The organism is Streptomyces sp. NPDC047981, assembly GCF_040653315.1.
In the GTDB taxonomy this organism is placed as follows: Bacteria; Actinomycetota; Actinomycetes; order Streptomycetales; family Streptomycetaceae; genus Streptomyces.
In genome coordinates, this window is record NZ_JBEZNQ010000029.1 from 41,290 (window position 1) to 61,360 (window position 20,071).

Consider the following 20,071-nt stretch of genomic DNA (forward strand, 5'->3'; position numbering starts at 1 on the left):
CTGGGGTTACGCGGTCCGGCCGCGGCGGGCGAGGAGCCGGACGGCGAGGTCGCCGATGAGCTGGACGACGGTGACGATCGCGATCAGGACGACGACGGTGACCAGCATGAACTGAGTGTCGAAGCGCTGGTATCCGTAAGTGATCGCCTTGGAGCCGAGGCCCTCGCCGCCGACCGCGCCGGCCATCGCGGAGTAGCCGATGAGCACGATGACGGTGGTGGTGATCCCGGAGATCAGCGAGGGCAGCGCCTGCGGCAGCAGCACCTTGCGGATGATCGTCGGTACGGAGCCGCCCATGGACTGGACGGCCTCGACGAGCCCGTGGTCGACCTCGCGGATCGAGGTCTCGACGAGGCGCGCGAAGAACGGGATGGCGCCGATGGCGAGCGGCACGATCATCGCGGTGGGGCCGATGAAGGTGCCGACGACGAAGGTCGTGAAGGGGATCAGGGCGATCAGCAGGATGATGAACGGCAGCGAGCGGCCGATGTTCACGATCACGCCGACGACCTTGTTGACCACCGTGTTCTGCAGCAGTCCGCCCTTGTCCGTGAGGACGAGGAGGATGCCGAGCGGCAGTCCGCCGAGGACGGTGACGACCGTGGCCCACAGGACCATGTAGAGGGTGTCGACGGTGCCCTGCTCCAGGAGGGGCTGCATCTCCGACCAGGTCACTTGGCACCTTCCTTGACGAGCACGGCGCCGGCGGGGGCGTCCTCTTCGACGATGTCGACCTGGAGGCCCTGCTCGCGCAGGAAGCCGACGGGCACGACGTTCTCCTCGTAACGGCCGGGCAGTTCGATCCGCATCCGGCCGATCTGCTTGCCGCCGACGGTGTCCATGGCTGCGCCGAGGATCGAGATGTCGATGTTGTACGTACGGGAGAGCTGGGAGATCACCGGCTGGGTGGCGGCCTCGCCGTGGAAGGTGACGTCGACGACCGTGCGGTCGGGGCCGGTGGCGGCGCCGCTGACCGGGAAGAGTTCGGCGGCCAGCTCGGAGCCGGGGGTGGCGAGCAGTTCGCTCACGGTGCCGGACTCGACGATGCGGCCCTTCTGCATCAGCGCGGCCGAGTCGCAGATCGTCTTGACGACGTCCATCTCGTGCGTGATGAGCAGGACGGTGAGGCCGAGCTGCCGGTTGAGGTCGCGCAGCAGCTGGAGGATGGAGCGGGTGGTCTCCGGGTCGAGGGCGCTGGTGGCCTCGTCGGAGAGCAGGACCTTGGGGTTGCCGGCCAGGGCGCGGGCTATGCCGACGCGCTGCTTCTGGCCGCCGGAGAGCTGGCCGGGGTAGGCCTTGGCCTTGTCGGAGAGGCCGACGAGGTCGAGGAGTTCCAGGGCGCGGCGGGTGCGCTCGGCGCCGGAGACGCCGAGGATCTCCAGGGGGAGTTCGATGTTGTCCTTGACCGTGCGGGAGGACAGCAGGTTGAAGTGCTGGAAGACCATGCCGATGCTGCTGCGCGCGCGGCGCAGGTCCTTGCCGGCGCGGCGGCCGGTGGCGGCGAGCGCGGTGAGGTCGACGCCGTCCACGGTCACGGTGCCGGAGGTGGGGCGCTCCAGGAGGTTGACGCAGCGGATGAGCGAGGACTTGCCGGCGCCGCTCTGGCCGATCACGCCGAAGACCTCGCCCTCGCGGACGTGGAGGTCGACACCGTCCAGAGCGGTGACCTGGCGGCCTCGCGACTCGTAGACCTTGGTCAGGCCCGAAGTGGTGATCACAGGGGTTTCCGTCACTGTCGAGTGCACGGCGCGGGGTCCGCCGGGCACGGGGCATTCGTCGTTCGGACAGTCAGGCGCAGATCGGCCGCTTCGGTGGATGAACCGGAGGCAGCGCGTGCGCGGGGCGGGCACGGTCCGGCGCCGGTTTCGGCGGGCGGATCGGCTCGGCCGTCGGGGTCTCGCTTCGGGGCGCGAGGCTCGGCGGGGGCCCTCAGAAGGCGCACATTCGACACATACAACGAGCACCGGGCGTCAGGTTCGCCTCGGTCGCAAGGGTGCGGCTGCTCGTCGTGGTCATGTCTGCAAGTAAAGCACGCGGGGGTACGACGACTTCGGGGGTGTCCGAATAGCGGACGTCGTTGAGACATCATGCGGACACCCCCGGTGGGTGTCAGAGGCCGAGGACGAGCTCCACTCCCCCGTCCGTGGCCTGCGCGGACACGGCGGAGAGGTCGGTCACGACGTAGTCGGCGTCGAGTTCGGCGCGGTCGTGGGTTGTGGCCAAGGCCACGGTCCGCATGCCCGCGGCGCGGCCGGCGGCGAGGCCCGCGGGGGCGTCCTCGAAGACCACGCAGGCGGCCGGGTCGACGCCGAGCCTGGCCGCGGCGAGGAGGAAGGGCTCCGGGTCGGGCTTGCCGCGGGTGATGTCGTCGGCGGCGACGAGGGCGGGGAAGTCGATGCCGGCCTCGCGCAGCCGCGCCTCGCCGAGCGGGCGGGTCGCGGAGGTGACGACGGCCCAGCGGTCGGCCGGGAGCGAGGAGAGGAGTTCCTTGGTACCGGGGAGCAGCTCGACCCCGCCGGGGACGTCCTCGACCTCCAGCTGCTCGATGCGGCGCAGGGCGCCCGGCACCCGGGCGGCGGGCAGCAGGTCGGCGATGATCTCGGCGGCGGGCCTGCCGTGCAGTTCGACGCGGGCGAAGTCCTCGGCCGTGATCCCGTACTCCCCGGCCCATCGGGTCCAGCAGCGGTACACGGACGCCATGGAGGAGACGAGGGTTCCGTCGTTGTCGAACAGGAGGGCTTCCGCGCGTATCTTCATGGCTCCCGACCCTACGGGGCGGGTGGGGGGCGAGCGCATCGGGCCTTTCGGCCCGTAATACCCTCGGGCGCATGCTTGACGTCCTGACGGTCGCGGTCTCGGTGGCCGCGCTCGCCCTCGCCGCCTGGTGCGGCTTCGCCTTCACCCGCGACCAGCCGACCAAGGACTGGCACTTCATCGGCATGGCCGTGGTGACGTTCCTCGCCCTGGTGCAGCTGGTCGTCGGGATCGTGCAGCTCTCGCGCGGCGAGAAGGCCGAGGAGGGCACGACGATCTTCGTGGCCTATCTGCTGGGCGCGCTGTGCGCGGTGCCCGCGGCGGGCTTCATGTCGTTGACGGAGCGCAGCCGGTGGGGTTCGGCGACGGTGGCGGCGAGCGGGGTCGTGCTCGCGGTCCTGGAAGTACGTCTCTTCGACATCTGGACGGTGGGCTGATGACCGCGACCGAGGGGACGAGCGTGGGGACGCGGCTCGTCAAGGGCCCGGGCATGCTGCTGGTCTGGCTGTACGGGGTCATGTCGGTCGGCGCGGTCTCGCGCTCGATCTACCAGATCGCGACGGAGTTCGACCGGGCGCCGCTGGCCTACGCGCTGTCGGCGGTGGCGGCCGTGGTGTACGCCTTCATCACGTACACCCTCGTCCGCGGCGGGGAGACGGCCCGCAGGGCGGCGCTGGTGTGCTGCGCCGCCGAGCTGGTGGGCGTGCTGACCGTGGGGACGTGGACGCTGGCCGATCCGTCCGCCTTCCCCGACGCCACGGTCTGGTCGGACTACGGCTACGGCTACATCTTCATCCCGGTCCTGCTGCCGGTGACCGGGATCTGGTGGCTGCGGCGGTCGCGGACGACCGCCGCCCAGGCTGCCTAGGCGGCCTTCTCCAGGGTCACGAGCGTGAGCCGGGGGCCGATCTCGCGGGCGGCGACCTGCTCGTACCCCTTGCTGCGGTAGAGCCGGAGGTTGCCCTCGCTGCGGTGGCCGGTGAAGAGCTGGAAGCGCTTGGCGGTGGGCGCCGGGTCGGCGGCGAAGTGGCTCTCGATGGCGTCGAGGAGCCGGCCGCCCAGGCCGTGGCGCTGCATGCGCGGGTGGACGATGAGCTTGGCGATCCGTACGGTGCCGGCCTCGTCGACCCGGCCGCGGACGGAGGCGACGATCTCGTCGCCGAGGCGGGCCACGAGCGCGTAGCCCTCGGCGATCTCGGCGCGCAGGGATTCGAGGGTCTGGGTGAGCGGCTCGATGGCGTAGTCGCCGTAGAGCTCCGCCTCACTCTGGTAACAGAGGTACTGCAACTTCAGTATGTGCTCCGCGTCCTGCGCGTCAGCCGCTGAGATGGTCACGCTCATGCCCATGTGCGCATGCCTCCCGCTCACCTGGTCCACCGGTCGGTCTCCCGCACCCTTCCCCTCGGGGTCGTCGCAGGAACCTCTGCAGCCAGCATTCTGCGCAGGCATCCCAGGCAACGGGAACGCATGGGCCCCAGACTGCCCTGTGAGATACCCAACTCTCCTGCGATTTCTCGGTAGGTGGGGTCTGTCGGGTCGAGCATCGCGGTGAGCAGCCGGGGGCAGTGACCGGGGGTACGGCGGACGGCGGCGCGGACGGCACGGCGGCGCTCGGTGGTGAGGGCGGTGCTCTCGGGAGTGGCGTCCCGCGCCTCGTCGGCCTCCTCCCCCCGGTACGGGCGCTCCCGCAGGGCGGCGCGCCGGGCGCGGCGGGCCTCGGCGCGGACGGCGCGGCGGAGCCAGTCGGCGGGGTGGGTGGGGGCGTCGTCGTCCCGGAGGCGTTCGAGGAGCCGTAGCCACACCGCTTGTTCGAGGTCGCCCGCCTCGACGCCGGCGGCGGGGGCCTCGGCCTTCGATTCCGCGGCGAGGAGGGGGGCCAGGGTACGGAGGAGGTGGGTCATGCCCGGCACGATGCCGGGGCGGGCCGGAGCGGTTGCGGGACGGGCCGCAAACCACCCGGTCGGGCGTTCCGACCGGGTGGCGCGGGGATCGGCGTCCGCGGGCTCGGCGCGTGCCGGTGCCGGGGCTCAACTCGTGCCGGTGGCCGGGGCTCAGCGCGTGCCGGCGTCCTCGGCCGCGAGGAGGGCGGTGTCCGGGTTGTCGGAGAAGATGCCGTCGATGCCGGTCGCCAGGTAGGTCTTCAGGGCGCCGAAGACGTCGCCGTACGCGTTCGGGTCGGTGCCGCGCCGGAAGTCGGCGGGCAGGAAGCTGTTCTCGTTGCGCTGGGTGTACGGGTGGAGGATCAGGCCCTGCGCGTGGGCGTCGCGCACCAGGGTGGTCGGGGTGCCGAGCTTGCCGGTCGCGTCGCGCGGGATGACCAGGTCCAGGGTGGGGCCGATGCCCTGGGCGTAGGAGGCGATCCACCGAAGGCCCTGCGGGGTGACCAGGTCGGCGACGGTGCGCGGGTCGCCGGCCTGGACGAAGTCCCAGGGGCGGCTGCTCGCGGCGGAGAGCAGGACGACGCGCGGCGAGTTCACCAGCTTGGCGAGGCGCTGGATGCTGCTGGGCTCGAAGGACTGGAGGAAGACCGGGGAGTCGGCGCGGTGGCGGCCGTAGCGGCGCAGCAGCTTGGCGAGGGGCTCCTCCAGGCCGAGGCCGAGGGAGCGGAAGTACGTGGGGTGCTTGGTCTCGACGTGCAGCCAGACCGGGCGGCCCCGGCGGCGGCCCTCGGACTCGGCCCAGCGGAGCACCTCCTCGAAGGTGGGGATCTGCCAGCGGCCGTCGTAGAGGGTGTTCTCCTGGCGGACGGCCGGGATGCGCTCCTTGGCGCGGAGGGTCTTCAGCTCGGCGAGGGTGAAGTCCTCGGTGAACCAGCCGGTGTACGAGACGCCGTCGACGGACTTGGTGGTCCTGCGGGAGGCGAACTCGGGGTGGTCGGCGACGTCGGTCGTGCCGGTGATGTCGTTCTCGTGGCGGCAGACCAGGTGGCCGTCCTTGGTCGGGACGAGGTCCTGCTCGATGACGTGGGCGCCGAGGTCCAGGGCGAGCTGGTAGGAGCCGAGCGTGTGCTCGGGGCGGTAGCCGCTGGCGCCGCGGTGCGCGATCACCGTGGGGGCGGGGAGGGAGCGGTAGCCGTGGCCGTGGCCGTGGCCGTGTCCACGGTCCTGGGTTCCGCCCTGTGCCTCGGCGGCCTGCGCCGGGCCGGCGGCGAGGACCGCGGAGGCGCCGAGGACGGCGGCTCCGGCCACCCCGGTGACGGCCGCGCCCGCCGCTCCGAGGACCGTGCGCCGAGCGGGGCTCGCGTGCTCACCCTGGGTCATGAAGGCTCCTTCGATGTGATGTCCCGCACCTGTCAAACGCGGCTCCGACAGTAGGCAGTCGGTCCCTCCACGCGACAGACCTGGGCCGAACACAGCGGAAACACACGTCAACACTGCGTATCCACTCGATGAACCCGATGTGCGCGCGAGGACGACCCGCGAGTATCGTCCTCACCTGCACAGCCCCTGTACGACGCCGTCCCCGCCCCCGACACCGGAGGAACCGTTGTCCCGTCTCGCACTCATCAAGGCAGTGCTCGGACCGCTCCTGCGCCTGATGTTCCGCCCCCGTGTCGACGGCGCGGAGAACATCCCAGGGACGGGTCCGGTGATCCTCGCGGGCAACCACCTCACCTTCATCGACTCGATGATCATGCCGATCTGCATCGACCGGCCGGTCTTCTTCATCGGCAAGGACGAGTACGTCACGGGCAAGGGGCTGAAGGGCCGCCTGATGGCCTGGTTCTTCACCAGCGTCGGCATGATCCCGGTGGACCGCGACGGCGGCCGCGGCGGTGTCGCGGCGCTGATGACGGGCCGCCGGGTGCTCGAGGAGGGCAGGATGTTCTCCATCTACCCGGAGGGCACCCGCTCCCCCGACGGCCGGCTGTACCGGGGCCGTACGGGCATCGCGCGGCTGACGCTGATGACCGGCGCTCCGGTGGTCCCGTTCGCGATGATCGGCACGGACAAGATCCAGCCCGGCGGCGCGGGCCTGCCCCGGCCGGGCCGGGTGACGGTCCGCTTCGGTGAGCCGATGGAGTTCTCACGGTACGAGGGCATGGACCGCGACCGCTATGTGCTGCGCGCGGTGACGGACTCGGTGATGGCCGAGGTGATGCGCCTGTCGGGCCAGGAGTACGTGGACATGTACGCCACGAAGGCGAAGGCCGCGTAGCCGTACGCGAGAAGGCATGCAGAGGGGCCCCGCACGGACGTCGTTCCGTGCGGGGCCCCTCTGCGTCCAGCGGGCTCAGTGCTCGATGCCGTCCGCCAGCTTCTGGCCCTTCAGGAGGAACCAGGCCGCGACGGCCGTCGCGAGGAGCACCGCGGCGCCGACGCCGGCCGCCATGTTGAGGCCGTCGACGAAGGCCTCCTGGGCCGTGGACACCAGGGCGTTCGCCGAGTCGGGGGCGAGGCCCGCGGAGGCCTCGACCGCGCCGCCGAGCGACTCGTGCGCCGCCGCGGCGGCGTCCGCGGGGACGCCCGCCGGGGTCACGAAGCCCTGGTAGACGCCGGTGACGATCGAGCCGAGGAGGGCGATGCCGAGGGCGGCGCCCAGTTCGTACGCGGTCTCGGAGACGGCGGACGCCGAACCCGCCTGCTCCTTGGGCACGCTGGACAGGATCACGTCCGCCGTGACGGTGAACGAGAAGCCCGCGCCGAGGCCGACGACGAGGAGGGCCGCGCCGAGCAGGGGATAGCCGGTCTCCTTGTGGATCACGGTGACCACGGCGAGGGCGAGCCCGATCGCCGCGAGACCGCCGGTCACCACGCCCCGTACGGAGAACCGGCGGGCGTACCGGCCGGCGACCAGACCGGTGACCACCGCGCCGATGGCGGCGGGCAGTTCGGCCAGACCGGCCTCCAGCGGCTCACGGCCCTGGACGAGCTGGAGGAACTGGGACAGGAAGAAGACGAGGCCGGACAGTCCGAAGACGGTGAGCAGGTCGGCGAGGACCGCGCCCGAGAAGCCGCGGTGCTTGAACAGCCGCATGTCGAGCAGGGGTGCGGTCAGCCGGTGCTGACGGCGGACGAAGGCCCACAGGGCGGTGGCGCCGATGAGGGCGGCGGCGCCGATCTCCCAGGACAGACCGTGGGAGGCGGCTTCCTTCACCGCGTATACGACGCCGATGACGCCGACGAGCGAGAGCCCGACGCTGATCAGGTCCCAGGGACCCGCGACCGGGTTCTTGGACTCGGGCAGCAGCTTGATGCCGACGAGGACGAGGGCGGCCATGACGGGCAGGTTGATGAGGAAGACCGAGCCCCACCAGAAGTGCTGGAGCAGCGCTCCGCCGACGACCGGGCCGACGGCGGCGCCGGCCGAGGCGGTGGCGCCCCAGATGCCGATGGCGAGGCTGCGCTCCTTGGGGTCGTGGAAGATGTTCCGGATCAGCGCCAGGGTCGACGGCATCAGGGTGGCGCCGGCGACACCGAGGAGGGCGCGGGCGACGATCATCATCTCGGGGCTGGTGGCGTAGGCGTTGAGCACCGAGACGGCGCCGAAGGCGGTCGCGCCGATCAGGAGGAGCTTCTTGCGGCCGATCCGGTCACCGAGGGAGCCCATGGAGACGAGGAGTCCGGCGATGACGAAGGAGTAGATGTCGCCGATCCAGAGCAGCTGGGTGCCGGTCGGCTTCAGCTCCTCGCTCAGGGCGGGGGTGGCGAGCCCGAGGACGGTCGCGTCCACCGCGACCAGCAGGACCGCGAGGACGAGGACGGACAGGGCGAGCCAGCGGCCGGGGCTCTTCACCTCGGTCCCTGTCGTCGGGTTCAGTTGGCGGGTGCCGCTCATTTCTCCACGCTCCGTCGTGCGCCACCGAGCATCAGCTCGGTGATCATGTATTGGAAGTCCTTGGCCGCGACGCGGCCGTCCATGACGGCCCAGGCGCAGGAGGACGCGAGGCCGTACAGGGCCTCGGTGAGCCACGCCGGGCTCAGGTCGATGCGGAAGGTGCCCTCTTCCTGACCGCGTCTGAAGAGGTCGCTGACGCGGGCGTCGAGGCGTGCCCAGCCCGCGTTGACGTGGTCGCCCTCGAAGAGCTGGTTCTCGGTGACGAGGAAGGCCATCAGCTGGGCGTTGGGCTCGATCTTCGCGACGAGGCGCCGCATGGCCTCGTCGGCCGGCCCCTCGTCGAGCTCCGCCGCGTCGAGCGCGGCCTCGAACTCTTCGATACCCATCGCTTCCAGCGCCCTGACCAGGGCGTCCCGCCCCGCGAAGTGCCGGTGCAGGGTCGCCCGACCGATCCCCGCGGCCCGGGCGACCTCGTCCATGGTGGCGGTCGACTTCCGGGAGAGCAGGGCGGCGGCGGCGAGAAGCACCTGGGCGCGATCGACTGTCATGAGACAACCATACACCGAATGAGACGTTGATGTCTCATTCGATAAATCCACGACTCACCCGTGTCGACCGGTCGCGCGTGGACGACGACGGCGGCCCACCTACGAGCGGGAGTACGTGGCGGAGAAACACGTCGCCGCCCCCTCCTCACGCGTGTCGGCCCTCGGCCAGGGATGCTCCGGCCGGGATGTCGACGCGCTCGTGGAGTGGGCGGCGGCGGTGTGACGGGGGTGGGGGTGGGGGCTACTGCTTGGCGGTGGACCAGGCGTGCTGGATCACCAGGTCCGCCTTGACCTCGACCAGCTGGGCGGCGACCGCCGACGGGGCCGTGCCGCCGCGGCCGTCGCGGGAGGCGAGCGCGCCCGGGACGTTGAGGACCGTGCGGACCTCGGGGGTGAGGTGCTCGGAGATCTTGCCGAACTGCTCGTCCGTGAGCTCGTCCAGCTCCTTGCCCTCCGCCTCGGCGACCTTCACGCACTCGCCGGCCACCTCGTGCGCCACCCGGAACGGCACGCCCTGCTTGACCAGCCACTCGGCGATGTCGGTCGCGAGCGAGAAGCCCGCCGGGGCCAGCTCCTCCATCCGCTCCCGGTTCACGGTGAGCGTGGCCATCATGCCGGTGAAGGCCGGCAGCAGGACCTCCAGCTGGTCGCAGGAGTCGAAGACCGGCTCCTTGTCCTCCTGCAGGTCGCGGTTGTACGCGAGCGGCAGCGCCTTGAGCGTGGCCATCAGGCCGCTCAGGTTGCCGATCAGGCGGCCCGACTTGCCCCGCGCCAGCTCGGCGATGTCCGGGTTCTTCTTCTGCGGCATGATCGACGAGCCGGTGGAGAAGGCGTCGTGCAGCGTCACGAAGGAGAACTCCTTCGTGTTCCAGATGATGATCTCCTCCGCGATGCGGGAGAGGTTGATCCCGATCATCGCGGTGATGAAGGCGAACTCGGCGACGAAGTCGCGCGAGGCCGTGCCGTCGATGGAGTTGCCCGCCGAGCCCCGCTCGAAGCCGAGGTCCTTGGCGACCGCCTCCGGGTCGAGCCCGAGGGAGGAACCGGCCAGGGCGCCGGAGCCGTACGGCGAGACCGCCGTACGGGTGTCCCACTGCCGCAGCCGCTCCGCGTCCCGGGAGAGGGACTGGACATGGGCGAGGACGTGGTGGGCGAAGAGCACCGGCTGGGCGTGCTGGAGGTGCGTCCGGCCGGGCATGGCGACGTCCGCGTGCGCCTCGGCGAGGCCCACGAGGGCGTCCTGGAGGTCGGCGATCAGACCGCCGATGATCCGGGCGTGGTCGCGCAGGTACATCCGGAAGAGCGTGGCTACCTGGTCGTTGCGGGACCGGCCGGCGCGCAGTTTGCCGCCGAGGTCCGCCCCGAGGCGCTCCAGCAGGCCCCGCTCCAGCGCGGTGTGGACGTCCTCGTCGGCGATGGTGCCCACGAAGGAGCCGTCGGCGACATCGGCCTCCAGCTGGTCGAGGCCGGCCAGCATGCGCGTCAGCTCGTCCTCGGTGAGCAGCCCGGCCTTGTGGAGCACGCGCGCGTGGGCGCGGGAACCGGCGATGTCGTAGGGCGCGAGACGCCAGTCGAAGTGGACCGACGCGGACAACTTCGCCAGTGCCTCGGCCGGGCCGTCGGCGAAACGGCCGCCCCAGAGCCGGACGTCACCGTTGTTGCTGCTCACAGCTACTGCTCCTCAGGAGGTGGATAACAGGCCGCCTCCCCGGTCCCTGCGGTGGGGAGGCGGCTGTGGAACGAATCGTGGTCAGGCGAGGTCACGCCGGGCGGCGATCTTCGCCGAGAGGGCGAAGATGTCGATGAAGCCCTGCGCCTTGGACTGGTCGAAGGTGTCGCCCGAGTCGTAGGTGGCGAGGTTGAAGTCGTACAGCGACTCCTCGGACCGTCGGCCGGTGACGACGGCGCGGCCGCCGTGCAGGGTCATCCGGACCTCGCCGGTGACGTGCTGGTTTGCTTCCTGGATGAAGCCGTCGAGCGCGCGCCTGAGCGGGGAGAACCACAGCCCGTCGTAGACGAGTTCGCCCCAGCGCTGTTCGACCTGCCGCTTGTAGCGGGCGAGTTCGCGCTCGACGGTGACGTTCTCCAGCTCCTGGTGGGCCGTGATGAGGGCGATCGCGCCGGGAGCCTCGTACACCTCGCGGGACTTGATGCCGACGAGCCGGTCCTCGACCATGTCGATCCGGCCGATGCCCTGGGCGCCGGCGCGCTCGTTGAGCTGCTGGATCGCCTGGAGGACGGTGACGGGCGTGCCGTCGAGGGCGACGGGGACGCCCTCCTCGAAGGAGATGACGACCTCGTCCGCCTCGCGCGGGACGGCCGGGTTCGAGGTGTACTCGTAGATGTCCTCGATCGGCGCGTTCCAGATGTCCTCGAGGAACCCGGTCTCGACGGCCCGTCCGAAGACGTTCTGGTCGATGGAGTACGGGGACTTCTTGCTGGTCGCGATCGGCAGGTCGGCCTTCTCGGCGAAGGCGATGGCCTTGTCCCGGGTCATCGCGTAGTCCCGGACCGGGGCGATGCAGGTCAGGTCGGGGCCGAGGGCCTGGATGCCGGCCTCGAAGCGGACCTGGTCGTTGCCCTTGCCGGTGCAGCCGTGGGCCACGGTCCCCGCGCCGTGCTTCTTGGCGGCGGCGACGAGGTGCTTGACGATGGCGGGCCGGGAGAGGGCGGAGACGAGGGGGTAGCGGTCCATGTAGAGGGCGTTCGCCTTGATCGCGGGGAGGCAGTACTCCTCGGCGAACTCGTCCTTGGCGTCCGCGACCTCGGCCTCGACGGCCCCGCAGGCGAGGGCCCGCTTGCGGATGACGTCCAGGTCCTCGCCGCCCTGACCGACGTCGACGGCGACGGCGATCACCTCGGCGCCGGTCTCCTCGGCGATCCAGCCGATGGCGACGGAGGTGTCCAGGCCACCGGAGTAGGCGAGTACGACACGCTCGGCCACGGGTTTCTCCTTACCTTGCAGGCGCTGACGCACGCACGGACGCAAGCAACGCTTGATATGCATGAGTATGCAGAACTCTGCATGTTTCGTCAATCCATGGCTGAGCGAGTGCGGATATTCGCAGGTGGGGGCGGCACAGGCGGATTACAGTCCCGCGCATGACGACGTTCGACATCGCCCTGCCCGGGGAGAGCGCACCCCCGTCGCGGTGGCTCGATCTGGATCGGGCCGTCCGCGACGCGCTGCGGTTCGGCCGGGCGGTGCCGCTCGGCCCGGTGGGGCCGGTCGACGCGGCGGCGCGCGGACTCGCGGCGGCGCTCTGCCACCCTTCGGGGCCGGAGCGCGAGGCGGCGCTCACGCGGGTGCCCGCAGCTCCCCCGGAGGTGCGGGCGGACGTGCTGCCGCTGGTGGCGGTCCGCTGCGCGGACTGGGCCGAGCCCGTACGGGAGCGCGCCCTGGAGGTTCTGCGGGAGGCTCTCGGGCGGCCGCTTCCCCCGCACGTCCTCACCGCCACCGCCGGTTTGGTCCTCGCGGCGGGCGGGCGCTCGCCCTGCTGGAGGAGGCGCTGGGAGCCGTCGACGCGGTGTCGCTCGGGGCGCTGCTCGCCGCGCCGGACCCGGCGACGCGCCGGTTCGCCCACTGCTGGGCGGGCGCGAACGGGCGGCTGACCTTGGCACAGCTCGCCCGCACGGCCGCCACGGACCCGGACGTGCTCGTGCGGGAGGAGTGCGCGGAGGCGGTCCTGGCCGCCGTGCGCGCGGGCGCGGACCCCGCGCTCCTCGATCCCCTGCTGGGGGCCAGGTGGCCGGGCGTCCGGTCGGCGGGGGTGACCGCGCTGCACGGAGCCGGGCGCCACGGGGAGGCGGAAGGGTTCCTGGCGGACCGCTCGGGGCTGGTGCGGGCCTGCGCACGGTGGGCCGTACGCCAGGTGGGCGACGATCCGGCGGACTGGTACCGGAGGCGGTGCGCCGAGAGCACGATCCCGCCGTACGCACCGCTCGGGCTCGCCGAGTGCCGGGAGCGGACGGACGAGGACACCGGCCTGCTGCGCGCCCTGACGGGCCATCCGGTGGCCCGGGTCCGGGCGTCGGCGGTCGCGGGGCTGCGGGTGCCGGCGCCGCGCGACTGGCGCGGGGTGCTGCCGCTGCTCGACGATCCCTCGGCGGCCGTGGTCCGCGAGGTCGCGCACACCCTGGTCGCCCACGCCCACCAGGTGCCGGCGGAGGAGTTGCTGACGCGGGCCGCGCCGGATCGGCCGTACCCGCGGCGGGCGGCGGCGCTGCGGGTGATGTCCGAGCGCTACGACGGCTTCCGGCTGCTCTGCGCCCTGCGCATGCTGGACGATCCGGACCCGCGACTGCGGGAGCGAGCCGCGAGGTCGGCCGGGCGGGGCTGGTGGATCACCGCCGGTGGGTCCCGGGAGGAGGCCGAGGAGATGCTGGGCCTGCTGGAACGCCACCGGGGCGCCCTGGCCGACTGGGCCCACCGCTCGCTCACGGAGGGACTGACGCGGGCTCTTCGGCGCCCAAGGCCCTAGGGGGGGTCGGGAAGTACGGCCGTCCGCCCGAAGGGCGGGGCCGGGGGCGGCCGGTGCGTGCGATCGCGAGGCGCCGGGACGGCCGGGATGTTCTGGTCGCGGAGCCCCTCAGGCAATTCGGCAACGCGGCGCCCGGGCACCTCCCGTGCCCGAAGGGCTACGGCGACATGCCCACCGGGCGTCGCCTCGCCCGGCCGGGCCGGACCCGCCGGCCACGACCTGGGGCCCTGTCCGGCGGGGCGGGGTCGGGCCGGGTCCGGTCGGGTCCGGTCGGACAGGCCTAGCGGTCGTTCTGTGCGAGGCGGAGCAGGTGGTCGGCGAGCGCCTGGCCGCCCGACGGGTCGCGGGAGATCAGCAGCAGCGTGTCGTCTCCCGCGATCGTGCCGAGGATCGCGCGGAGTTCGGCCTGGTCGATGGCCGACGCGAGGAACTGGGCCGCGCCCGGCGGGGTCCGCAGGACCACCAGGTTGGCGGAGGCCTCGGCGGAGATCAGCAGCTCGCCGGAGAGGCGCCGCATGCGCTCCTCCTTGGCGGACTCGCCGAGCGGCGCCTGCGGGGTGCGGAAGCCGCCCTCGCTGGGGACCGCGTAGATCAGCTCGCCGCCCGTGTTGCGGATCTTCACCGCGCCGAGCTCGTCGAGGTCGCGGGAGAGCGTCGCCTGGGTGACGCTCAGCCCGTCGTCCGCGAGGAGCTTGGCGAGCTGGCTCTGCGAGCGCACCGGCTGCCTGTTGAGGATGTCGACGATCCTGCGGTGGCGTGCGGTACGGGTCTGCGGAACGGACGGCCCGCCGTGCTCGGTTTCCTGCGCGTCGGTCATCGTCGTCTCATTCTCCGGTTCGTGCTTGCCCGTTCACCGCTCCGTCGAGGACACCGGGCAGCGCTGCCAGGAACGCGTCCACCTCCGCGTCGGTGATGATCAGTGCCGGCATGAGCCGTACGACATCGGGAGCGGGCGCGTTGACCAGGAGACCGGCGTCCTGAGCCGCCTGCTGCACCTGGGGCGCGAGGGACTCGGTGAGCACGATACCCAGCAGGAGGCCCGCACCACGGACATGGGAGACCAACGGGTGGCCCAGGCCCTCGATTCCGGTCCGCAGCCGCTCGCCGAGCCGCTTGACCTCGTCGAGGGTTCCGGCGGCCGCGAGGGTGTCGATCACCGCGAGTCCGGCGGCGCAGGCGACCGGGTTCCCGCCGAAGGTCGTGCCGTGGTGACCGGGTGCGAAGAGCTCGGCCGCCGCGCCGAAGGCGACGGTCGCGCCGAGCGGAAGCCCGCCGCCGAGGCCCTTGGCCAGGGTCACGATGTCGGGGTCGACCCCTTCGTGGGCCTGGTACTCGAACCAGTGGCCCCCGGTCCGGCCGATGCCCGTCTGGACCTCGTCGAGGACCAGCAGGGTGCCGGTGGCCCGGGTGATCTCGCGGGCGGCCCGGAGGTAGCCGGCGGGCGGCACGACCACGCCGTTCTCGCCCTGGATCGGCTCGATGATCACGAGCGCGGTCTCCTCGGTGACCGCGGCGCGCAGCGCCTCGACGTCTCCGTACGGCACGTGCGTGACGTCGCCGGGCAGCGGCAGGAACGGGGTCTGCTTCCCGGGCTGGCCGGTGAGGGCGAGCGCGCCCATGGTCCGGCCGTGGAAGCCGCCCCGGGTGGCGACCATGTGGGTGCGGCCGGTCAGCCGGCCGATCTTGAAGGCGCCTTCGTTGGCCTCGGCACCGGAGTTGCAGAAGAAGACCCTGCCCGGGCGGCCGAAGAGCTGCAGCAGCCGCTCGGCGAGCGCGACGGGCGGCTCGGCGACGAAGAGGTTGGAGACGTGGCCGAGCGTGCCGATCTGGCGCGACACGGCCTCGACGATCGCCGGGTGGGCGTGGCCGAGCGCGTTGACCGCGATGCCGCCGACGAAGTCGAGGTACGCGGTGCCGTCGGCGTCCCAGACCTTGGCGCCCTGGCCACGGACGAGGGACAGCTTCGGCGTGCCGTAGTTGTCCATGAGCGAGCCCCGCCAGCGGGCGCTCAGGCCCGCGTTGCCGGACTCCGCGGTGCTCGCGTCCGCGGTGCTCTCGTGCGCGTCGCTCAGGTCCGCGTCGCTCATTTCCCGTCCCCCGTCGTGTCGTCGGGCACGACCATCGTGCCGATGCCCGAGTCGGTGAAGATCTCCAGCAGGATCGAGTGCTGGACCCGGCCGTCGATCACGCGGGCCGTGCGGACCCCGTTCCGTACGGCGTGCAGACAGCCCTCCATCTTGGGGACCATCCCGCTGGAGAGCTCGGGCAGCAGCTTCTCCAGCTGGCTCGCGGTGAGCCGGCTGATGACCTCGTCGCTGTTCGGCCAGTCCTCGTAGAGGCCTTCGACGTCGGTCAGGACCATCAGGGTCTCGGCGCCCAGCGCCGCAGCGAGAGCCGCAGCCGCCGTATCAGCATTGACGTTGTAGACATGTCCGTCGTCCTCGGAGCGGGCGATGGAGGAGACGACCGGGATCCGGCCGTCCTCCAGGAGTGCCTCGATGGCGCCGGTGTCGATGGCGGTGATCTCGCCGACCCGGCCGATGTCGACCTGCTCGCCCTCGATGACCGGCTGGTGCCTGGTGGCGCTGATGGTGTGCGCGTCCTCGCCGGTCAAGCCGACGGCGAACGGGCCGTGCTGGTTGAGGAGCCCGACCAGCTCGCGCTGGACCTGGCCCGCGAGCACCATCCGTACGACGTCCATGGCGTCCTCGGTGGTGACCCGCAGTCCGGCCTTGAACTCGCTGACGATGCCGTGCCGGTCGAGCGCGGCGCTGATCTGCGGGCCGCCGCCGTGCACGACGACCGGCTTGAGGCCGGCGTGGCGCAGGAAGACGACGTCCTGGGCGAAGGCGGCCTTCAGCTCGTCGTCGATCATCGCGTTGCCGCCGAACTTGATGACGACCGTCTTGCCGTGGTGACGGGTCAGCCAGGGCAGCGCCTCGATGAGGATCTCGGCCTTGGGGAGCGCGGTGTGCTTCCTGGTCCTGGTCATGACGAGTACGCGCTGTTCTCGTGGACGTAGTCGGCGGTGAGGTCGTTGGCCCAGATGACGGCGGTCTCGGAGCCGGCGGCGAGGTCGGCGGTGATGGTGACCTCGCGGTACCGCATGTCGACGAGGTCGCGGTCCTCGCCGACCGAGCCGTTCTTGCAGACCCAGACGCCGTTGATGGCGACGTTCAGCCGGTCGGGCTCGAAGGCTGCGGCGGTCGTGCCGATCGCGGAGAGCACCCGGCCCCAGTTGGGGTCCTCGCCGTGGATCGCGCACTTGAGGAGGTTGTTCCGGGCGATGGAGCGGCCCACCTCGACGGCGTCGTCCTCGGTCGCGGCGTTGATCACCTCGATCCGGATGTCCTTGCTCGCGCCCTCGGCGTCGCCGATGAGCTGGCGGGCGAGGTCCTGGCAGACCTCCGTCACGGCCTCGGCGAACTCGGCCTGCTCCGGGGCGATGCCGGAGGCGCCGGAGGCGAGGAGGAGGACGGTGTCGTTGGTGGACATGCAGCCGTCGGAGTCCACCCGGTCGAAGGTGACCTTGGTGGACTGCCGCAGGGCGGTGTCGAGGTCCTTGCCGGCGACCTCGGCGTCGGTGGTCAGGACGACGAGCATGGTGGCGAGGCCGGGGGCGAGCATGCCCGCGCCCTTGGCCATGCCGCCGACGGTCCAGCCGTCCTTCGTGACGACGGCGGTCTTGTGGACGGTGTCGGTGGTCTTGATGGCGATGGCGGCCTTCTCGCCGCCGTGCTCGGAGAGCTCGCCCGCGATCTTCTCCACACCGGCCAGGACCTTGTCCATGGGCAGGAGGAGACCGATGAGACCGGTGGAGGCGACGGCGACCTCGCCGGCGCCGATGGCCGTCCCCCGCGCGGTGAGCACCTCGGCGACCTTCTCGGCCGTCGCGTGGGTGTCCTGGAAGCCCTGGGGGCCGGTGCAGGCGTTGGCTCCGCCGGAGTTGAGGACGACGGCGGCCAGCTCGCCGGTGGTGAGGACCTGCTGGGACCAGAGGACGGGCGCGGCCTTGACGCGGTTGGAGGTGAAGACTCCCGCGGCGGCGCGGCGCGGCCCGGTGTTGACCACGAGGGCCAGGTCCGGGTTGCCGTTCTCCTTGATCCCGGCGGCGATGCCCGCCGCCGTGAATCCCTTCGCCGCTGTGACGCTCATGGAGCGACTCCAATCGTGGAAAGTCCGGTGTCCTCGGGGAGCCCGAGGGCGATGTTCATGCTCTGGACCGCACCGCCCGCGGTGCCCTTGGTCAGGTTGTCGATGGCGCTGATCGCGATGATCCGGCCGGCCGAGGTGTCGTGGGCGACCTGGATCTGAACGGCGTTGGAACCGTATACGGACGCGGTCGCGGGCCACTGCCCCTCGGGAAGCAGATGGACGAACGGCTCGTCCGCGAAGGCCTTCTCGTACGCGGCCCGCACGCTCTGCGCGGTGACCCCGGGCTTCGCCTTGGCGGAGCAGGTGGCGAGGATGCCCCGGGACATGGGCGCGAGGGTGGGCGTGAAGGAGACCCCGACGCGCTCGCCGGCGGCGGCGCTGAGGTTCTGGATCATCTCGGGGGTGTGCCGGTGGCCGCCGCCGACGCCGTACGGCGACATGGAGCCCATGACCTCGCTGCCGAGCAGGTGCGGCTTGAGGGCCTTGCCCGCGCCGGAGGTGCCGGTCGCGGCGACGATCACCGCTTCGGGCTCGGCGAGGCCGTGTGCGTACGCGGGGAAGAGCGCGAGGGAGACGGCGGTGGGATAGCAACCGGGCACCGCGATGCGCTTGGACCCCTCCAGCGCGGCGCGGGCGCCCGGCAGTTCCGGGAGGCCGTAGGGCCAGGTGCCGGCGTGCGGGGAGCCGTAGAAGGCCTCCCAGTCGGCGGAGTCCTGGAGCCGGAAGTCGGCGCCCATGTCGACGACGAGCGTGTCCGGGCCGAGCTGCTCGGCGACGGCGGCGGACTGCCCGTGCGGCAGCGCGAGGAAGACGACGTCATGGCCCGCGAGCGCCTCGGGGGTGGTCGGCGCGAGGACGCGGTCGGCGAGCGGCAGCAGGTGCGGCTGCAGACCTCCGAGCAGCTGACCGGCGTTGGAGTGGCCGGTCAGGGTGCCGATCTCGACGTGGGGGTGGCCGAGGAGAAGACGCAGGAGCTCTCCGCCCGCGTATCCGCTCGCGCCCGCCACTGCTGCTCGTACCGTCATCAGAACCCTCCTCATGGATGGCATGACTATACGCAGCTTCGCAGTTTTATGCAAAGCGCGCTGAAGCGTCGCCGCTTCTATCCACAACCCCCATTGTTCCTAGACTGGCCGGATGGAGGACATCGACGCGATCGCCCTGCTGCAGGACCCGGTGCGGCGACGGCTGTACGAGTACGTGGCAGCCCAGGGGCGGGAGGTCGGCCGGAACGAGGCGGCCGAGGCGGCCGGCGTGGCGCGCACGCTCGCCGCGCACCACCTGGACCGGCTGACCGAGGCCGGACTCCTGGAGAGCGGCAGCCGGCGCCTGACCGGGCGCTCGGGGCCGGGGGCGGGGCGACCCGCCAAGGTGTACACGCGGGCGCGGGCCGAGCGGTCGGTGGCACTGCCCTCCCGCGACTACCGCACCGCCGCCGAGCTGCTCGCCGAGACCGCCGAGCGGGCCGGGCTCGACGCCGAACTCCGCGCCGCGGCCCGCCGCCGGGGCGAGGAGCTGCGCGGCTCCGCGGCACCCTGCGGCGACCTCGACGAGGCCGTGCGGACGCTGACCGCCCGCGGGTACGAACCGCACAGGGAGGACGCCGAGGGGGCGGCGGAGGGCACGGAGGGGGCGGAAGGCTCCGGGCGGGTCGTCCGCATGCGCAACTGCCCCTTCCACGCCGTCGCCGAACGCTTCCCGCCCCTCGTCTGCGGCATGAACCTCGCACTCCTGGAAGGCCTGCTCGGCACGGACGGCCCCCTCAGGGCACGGATGGACGCCCGACCGGGCGAGTGCTGCGTCGTGGTCGAGGATTCTAAAAACAACGGTGATTGACATAGAAAACTCGGCCGTGCTGGGATGACGCCATGACCTCGTCCCCGCGCGCCCTCCACCTCGCCCAGCTCAATGTCGCCACGCTCCTGCACCCCCTCGACGACCCCCGCCTCGCGCCCTTCGTCGAGATGCTCGACCCGGTCAACGCGGCGGCCGACGGCGCGCCCGGTTTCGTCTGGCGGCTCGTCGAGGAGGGGGCGCCCGACGCCACGGCCCTGCGCCCGGCGGGCGAGGACGTCATCGTGAACCTGTCCGTGTGGGAGAGCCAGGACGCCCTGTGGGACTTCGCGTACCGCAGCGGGCACCTGGAGGTGATGCGGCGGCGGCGCGACTGGTTCGCCCGGCACGTCGAGGCGCACATGGTGCTCTGGTGGATCCCCGCCGGAACCGTCCCGACCGTCGGCGAGGCCCTGGAGCGGCTGGCGGAGCTGCGGGCGCACGGACCGTCGCCGCGCGCGTTCACCTTCGTCTCCTCGTACACCGCCGACGAGGCCGCCGCCCACCTTCAGGGGCGGTGAG

General features: G+C 72.0%; 22 protein-coding genes. 7 read left to right on the plus strand and 15 right to left on the minus strand.

The window, feature by feature from the left end; genetic code table 11:
• Positions 1 to 6 precede the first annotated feature (6 nt).
• The 3 genes from AB0E14_RS18925 to AB0E14_RS18935 form a co-directional block, all read right to left on the minus strand.
• Positions 7 to 675 carry a methionine ABC transporter permease gene (locus tag AB0E14_RS18925; protein ID WP_362418758.1) on the minus strand — a complete coding sequence of 223 codons (669 nt, stop codon included), beginning with the start codon at positions 673 to 675 and terminating at the stop codon, positions 7 to 9.
• Positions 672 to 1,766, minus strand: coding sequence for an ATP-binding cassette domain-containing protein (locus AB0E14_RS18930; protein WP_362418761.1), 1,095 nt, complete (start codon positions 1,764 to 1,766; stop codon positions 672 to 674). Before AB0E14_RS18930 ends, AB0E14_RS18925 begins: the two co-directional genes overlap by 4 nt.
• 343 nt (positions 1,767 to 2,109) lie before the next feature.
• Positions 2,110 to 2,757 carry an HAD-IA family hydrolase gene (locus tag AB0E14_RS18935; RefSeq protein ID WP_362418764.1) on the minus strand — a complete coding sequence of 216 codons (648 nt, stop codon included), beginning with the start codon at positions 2,755 to 2,757 and terminating at the stop codon, positions 2,110 to 2,112.
• A gap of 71 nt (positions 2,758 to 2,828) precedes the next feature.
• Between AB0E14_RS18935 and AB0E14_RS18940 the strand changes: the two genes are divergently transcribed.
• Positions 2,829 to 3,191, plus strand: coding sequence for a hypothetical protein (locus AB0E14_RS18940; RefSeq protein ID WP_362418767.1), 363 nt, complete (start codon positions 2,829 to 2,831; stop codon positions 3,189 to 3,191).
• Positions 3,191 to 3,622, plus strand: coding sequence for a hypothetical protein (locus AB0E14_RS18945; protein ID WP_362418770.1), 432 nt, complete (start codon positions 3,191 to 3,193; stop codon positions 3,620 to 3,622). The genes AB0E14_RS18940 and AB0E14_RS18945 overlap by 1 nt, the downstream gene beginning before the upstream one ends.
• Here the strand turns inward: AB0E14_RS18945 and AB0E14_RS18950 are convergent.
• The 3 genes from AB0E14_RS18950 to AB0E14_RS18960 form a co-directional block, all read right to left on the minus strand.
• The gene (locus tag AB0E14_RS18950) at positions 3,619 to 4,101 is read right to left on the minus strand and encodes a GNAT family N-acetyltransferase (RefSeq protein ID WP_362418773.1); all 483 of its coding nucleotides are present in this window, start codon (positions 4,099 to 4,101) and stop codon (positions 3,619 to 3,621) included. The two genes, AB0E14_RS18945 and AB0E14_RS18950, sit on opposite strands and share 4 nt — an antisense overlap.
• A 17-nt stretch (positions 4,102 to 4,118) precedes the next feature.
• Positions 4,119 to 4,655, minus strand: a complete 537-nt coding sequence (locus tag AB0E14_RS18955) for a sigma-70 family RNA polymerase sigma factor (protein WP_362418776.1) — start codon at positions 4,653 to 4,655, stop codon at positions 4,119 to 4,121.
• 150 nt (positions 4,656 to 4,805) lie between these two features.
• Complete coding sequence (locus AB0E14_RS18960; protein ID WP_362418778.1) at positions 4,806 to 6,014, minus strand: glycerophosphodiester phosphodiesterase; 1,209 nt, start codon at positions 6,012 to 6,014, stop codon at positions 4,806 to 4,808.
• A 226-nt stretch (positions 6,015 to 6,240) separates the two neighbouring features.
• Between AB0E14_RS18960 and AB0E14_RS18965 the strand changes: the two genes are divergently transcribed.
• On the plus strand, positions 6,241 to 6,912 hold the full coding sequence (locus AB0E14_RS18965; protein WP_362004647.1) for a lysophospholipid acyltransferase family protein: 672 nt from the start codon (positions 6,241 to 6,243) through the stop codon (positions 6,910 to 6,912).
• A gap of 75 nt (positions 6,913 to 6,987) precedes the next feature.
• Here AB0E14_RS18965 and AB0E14_RS18970 read toward each other — a convergent pair whose 3' ends face one another.
• From AB0E14_RS18970 to AB0E14_RS18985, 4 genes are all read right to left on the minus strand, one after another.
• Positions 6,988 to 8,532, minus strand: a complete 1,545-nt coding sequence (locus AB0E14_RS18970) for an MFS transporter (RefSeq protein WP_362418781.1) — start codon at positions 8,530 to 8,532, stop codon at positions 6,988 to 6,990.
• Positions 8,529 to 9,080 carry a TetR family transcriptional regulator gene (locus AB0E14_RS18975; protein WP_362418784.1) on the minus strand — a complete coding sequence of 184 codons (552 nt, stop codon included), beginning with the start codon at positions 9,078 to 9,080 and terminating at the stop codon, positions 8,529 to 8,531. Before AB0E14_RS18975 ends, AB0E14_RS18970 begins: the two co-directional genes overlap by 4 nt.
• A gap of 241 nt (positions 9,081 to 9,321) precedes the next feature.
• The gene (gene argH / locus AB0E14_RS18980) at positions 9,322 to 10,749 is read right to left on the minus strand and encodes an argininosuccinate lyase (RefSeq protein WP_362418787.1); all 1,428 of its coding nucleotides are present in this window, start codon (positions 10,747 to 10,749) and stop codon (positions 9,322 to 9,324) included.
• Positions 10,750 to 10,830: 81 nt separating this feature from the next.
• A complete protein-coding gene (locus tag AB0E14_RS18985; RefSeq protein WP_362418790.1) occupies positions 10,831 to 12,024 on the minus strand; it encodes an argininosuccinate synthase in 1,194 nt (397 codons plus the stop codon).
• A 158-nt stretch (positions 12,025 to 12,182) separates the two neighbouring features.
• Here AB0E14_RS18985 and AB0E14_RS18990 point away from each other — a divergent pair, with 158 nt between their 5' ends.
• Both AB0E14_RS18990 and AB0E14_RS18995 read left to right on the plus strand, forming a co-directional pair.
• On the plus strand, positions 12,183 to 12,692 hold the full coding sequence (locus AB0E14_RS18990) for a hypothetical protein (protein ID WP_362418793.1): 510 nt from the start codon (positions 12,183 to 12,185) through the stop codon (positions 12,690 to 12,692).
• Positions 12,608 to 13,561 (plus strand): hypothetical protein, encoded by a 954-nt coding sequence (locus AB0E14_RS18995; RefSeq protein ID WP_362418796.1) that lies wholly within the window; start codon positions 12,608 to 12,610, stop codon positions 13,559 to 13,561. The genes AB0E14_RS18990 and AB0E14_RS18995 overlap by 85 nt, the downstream gene beginning before the upstream one ends.
• Positions 13,562 to 13,841: 280 nt before the next feature.
• Here the strand turns inward: AB0E14_RS18995 and AB0E14_RS19000 are convergent, their stop codons facing one another.
• The 5 genes from AB0E14_RS19000 to argC are packed head-to-tail and all read right to left on the minus strand — an operon-like array spanning position 13,842 to position 18,741.
• Positions 13,842 to 14,378, minus strand: coding sequence for an arginine repressor (locus AB0E14_RS19000; protein WP_362418798.1), 537 nt, complete (start codon positions 14,376 to 14,378; stop codon positions 13,842 to 13,844).
• Positions 14,379 to 14,385: 7 nt separating this feature from the next.
• Positions 14,386 to 15,648 carry an acetylornithine transaminase gene (locus tag AB0E14_RS19005; RefSeq protein ID WP_362418800.1) on the minus strand — a complete coding sequence of 421 codons (1,263 nt, stop codon included), beginning with the start codon at positions 15,646 to 15,648 and terminating at the stop codon, positions 14,386 to 14,388.
• Entirely contained in the window at positions 15,645 to 16,553 is a 909-nt protein-coding gene (argB, locus tag AB0E14_RS19010; RefSeq protein ID WP_362418803.1) for an acetylglutamate kinase, read from the minus strand. The genes AB0E14_RS19005 and argB overlap by 4 nt, the downstream gene beginning before the upstream one ends.
• Positions 16,550 to 17,716, minus strand: a complete 1,167-nt coding sequence (gene argJ / locus AB0E14_RS19015; RefSeq protein ID WP_362418806.1) for a bifunctional glutamate N-acetyltransferase/amino-acid acetyltransferase ArgJ — start codon at positions 17,714 to 17,716, stop codon at positions 16,550 to 16,552. The genes argB and argJ overlap by 4 nt, the downstream gene beginning before the upstream one ends.
• Positions 17,713 to 18,741, minus strand: a complete 1,029-nt coding sequence (argC, locus tag AB0E14_RS19020) for an N-acetyl-gamma-glutamyl-phosphate reductase (protein WP_362418809.1) — start codon at positions 18,739 to 18,741, stop codon at positions 17,713 to 17,715. Before argC ends, argJ begins: the two co-directional genes overlap by 4 nt.
• 112 nt (positions 18,742 to 18,853) lie before the next feature.
• Between argC and AB0E14_RS19025 the strand changes: the two genes are divergently transcribed.
• A complete protein-coding gene (locus tag AB0E14_RS19025; RefSeq protein ID WP_362418812.1) occupies positions 18,854 to 19,552 on the plus strand; it encodes a helix-turn-helix domain-containing protein in 699 nt (232 codons plus the stop codon).
• Positions 19,553 to 19,584: 32 nt separating this feature from the next.
• On the plus strand, positions 19,585 to 20,070 hold the full coding sequence (locus tag AB0E14_RS19030) for a DUF3291 domain-containing protein (protein ID WP_362418815.1): 486 nt from the start codon (positions 19,585 to 19,587) through the stop codon (positions 20,068 to 20,070).
• Position 20,071: the final 1 nt, after the last annotated feature.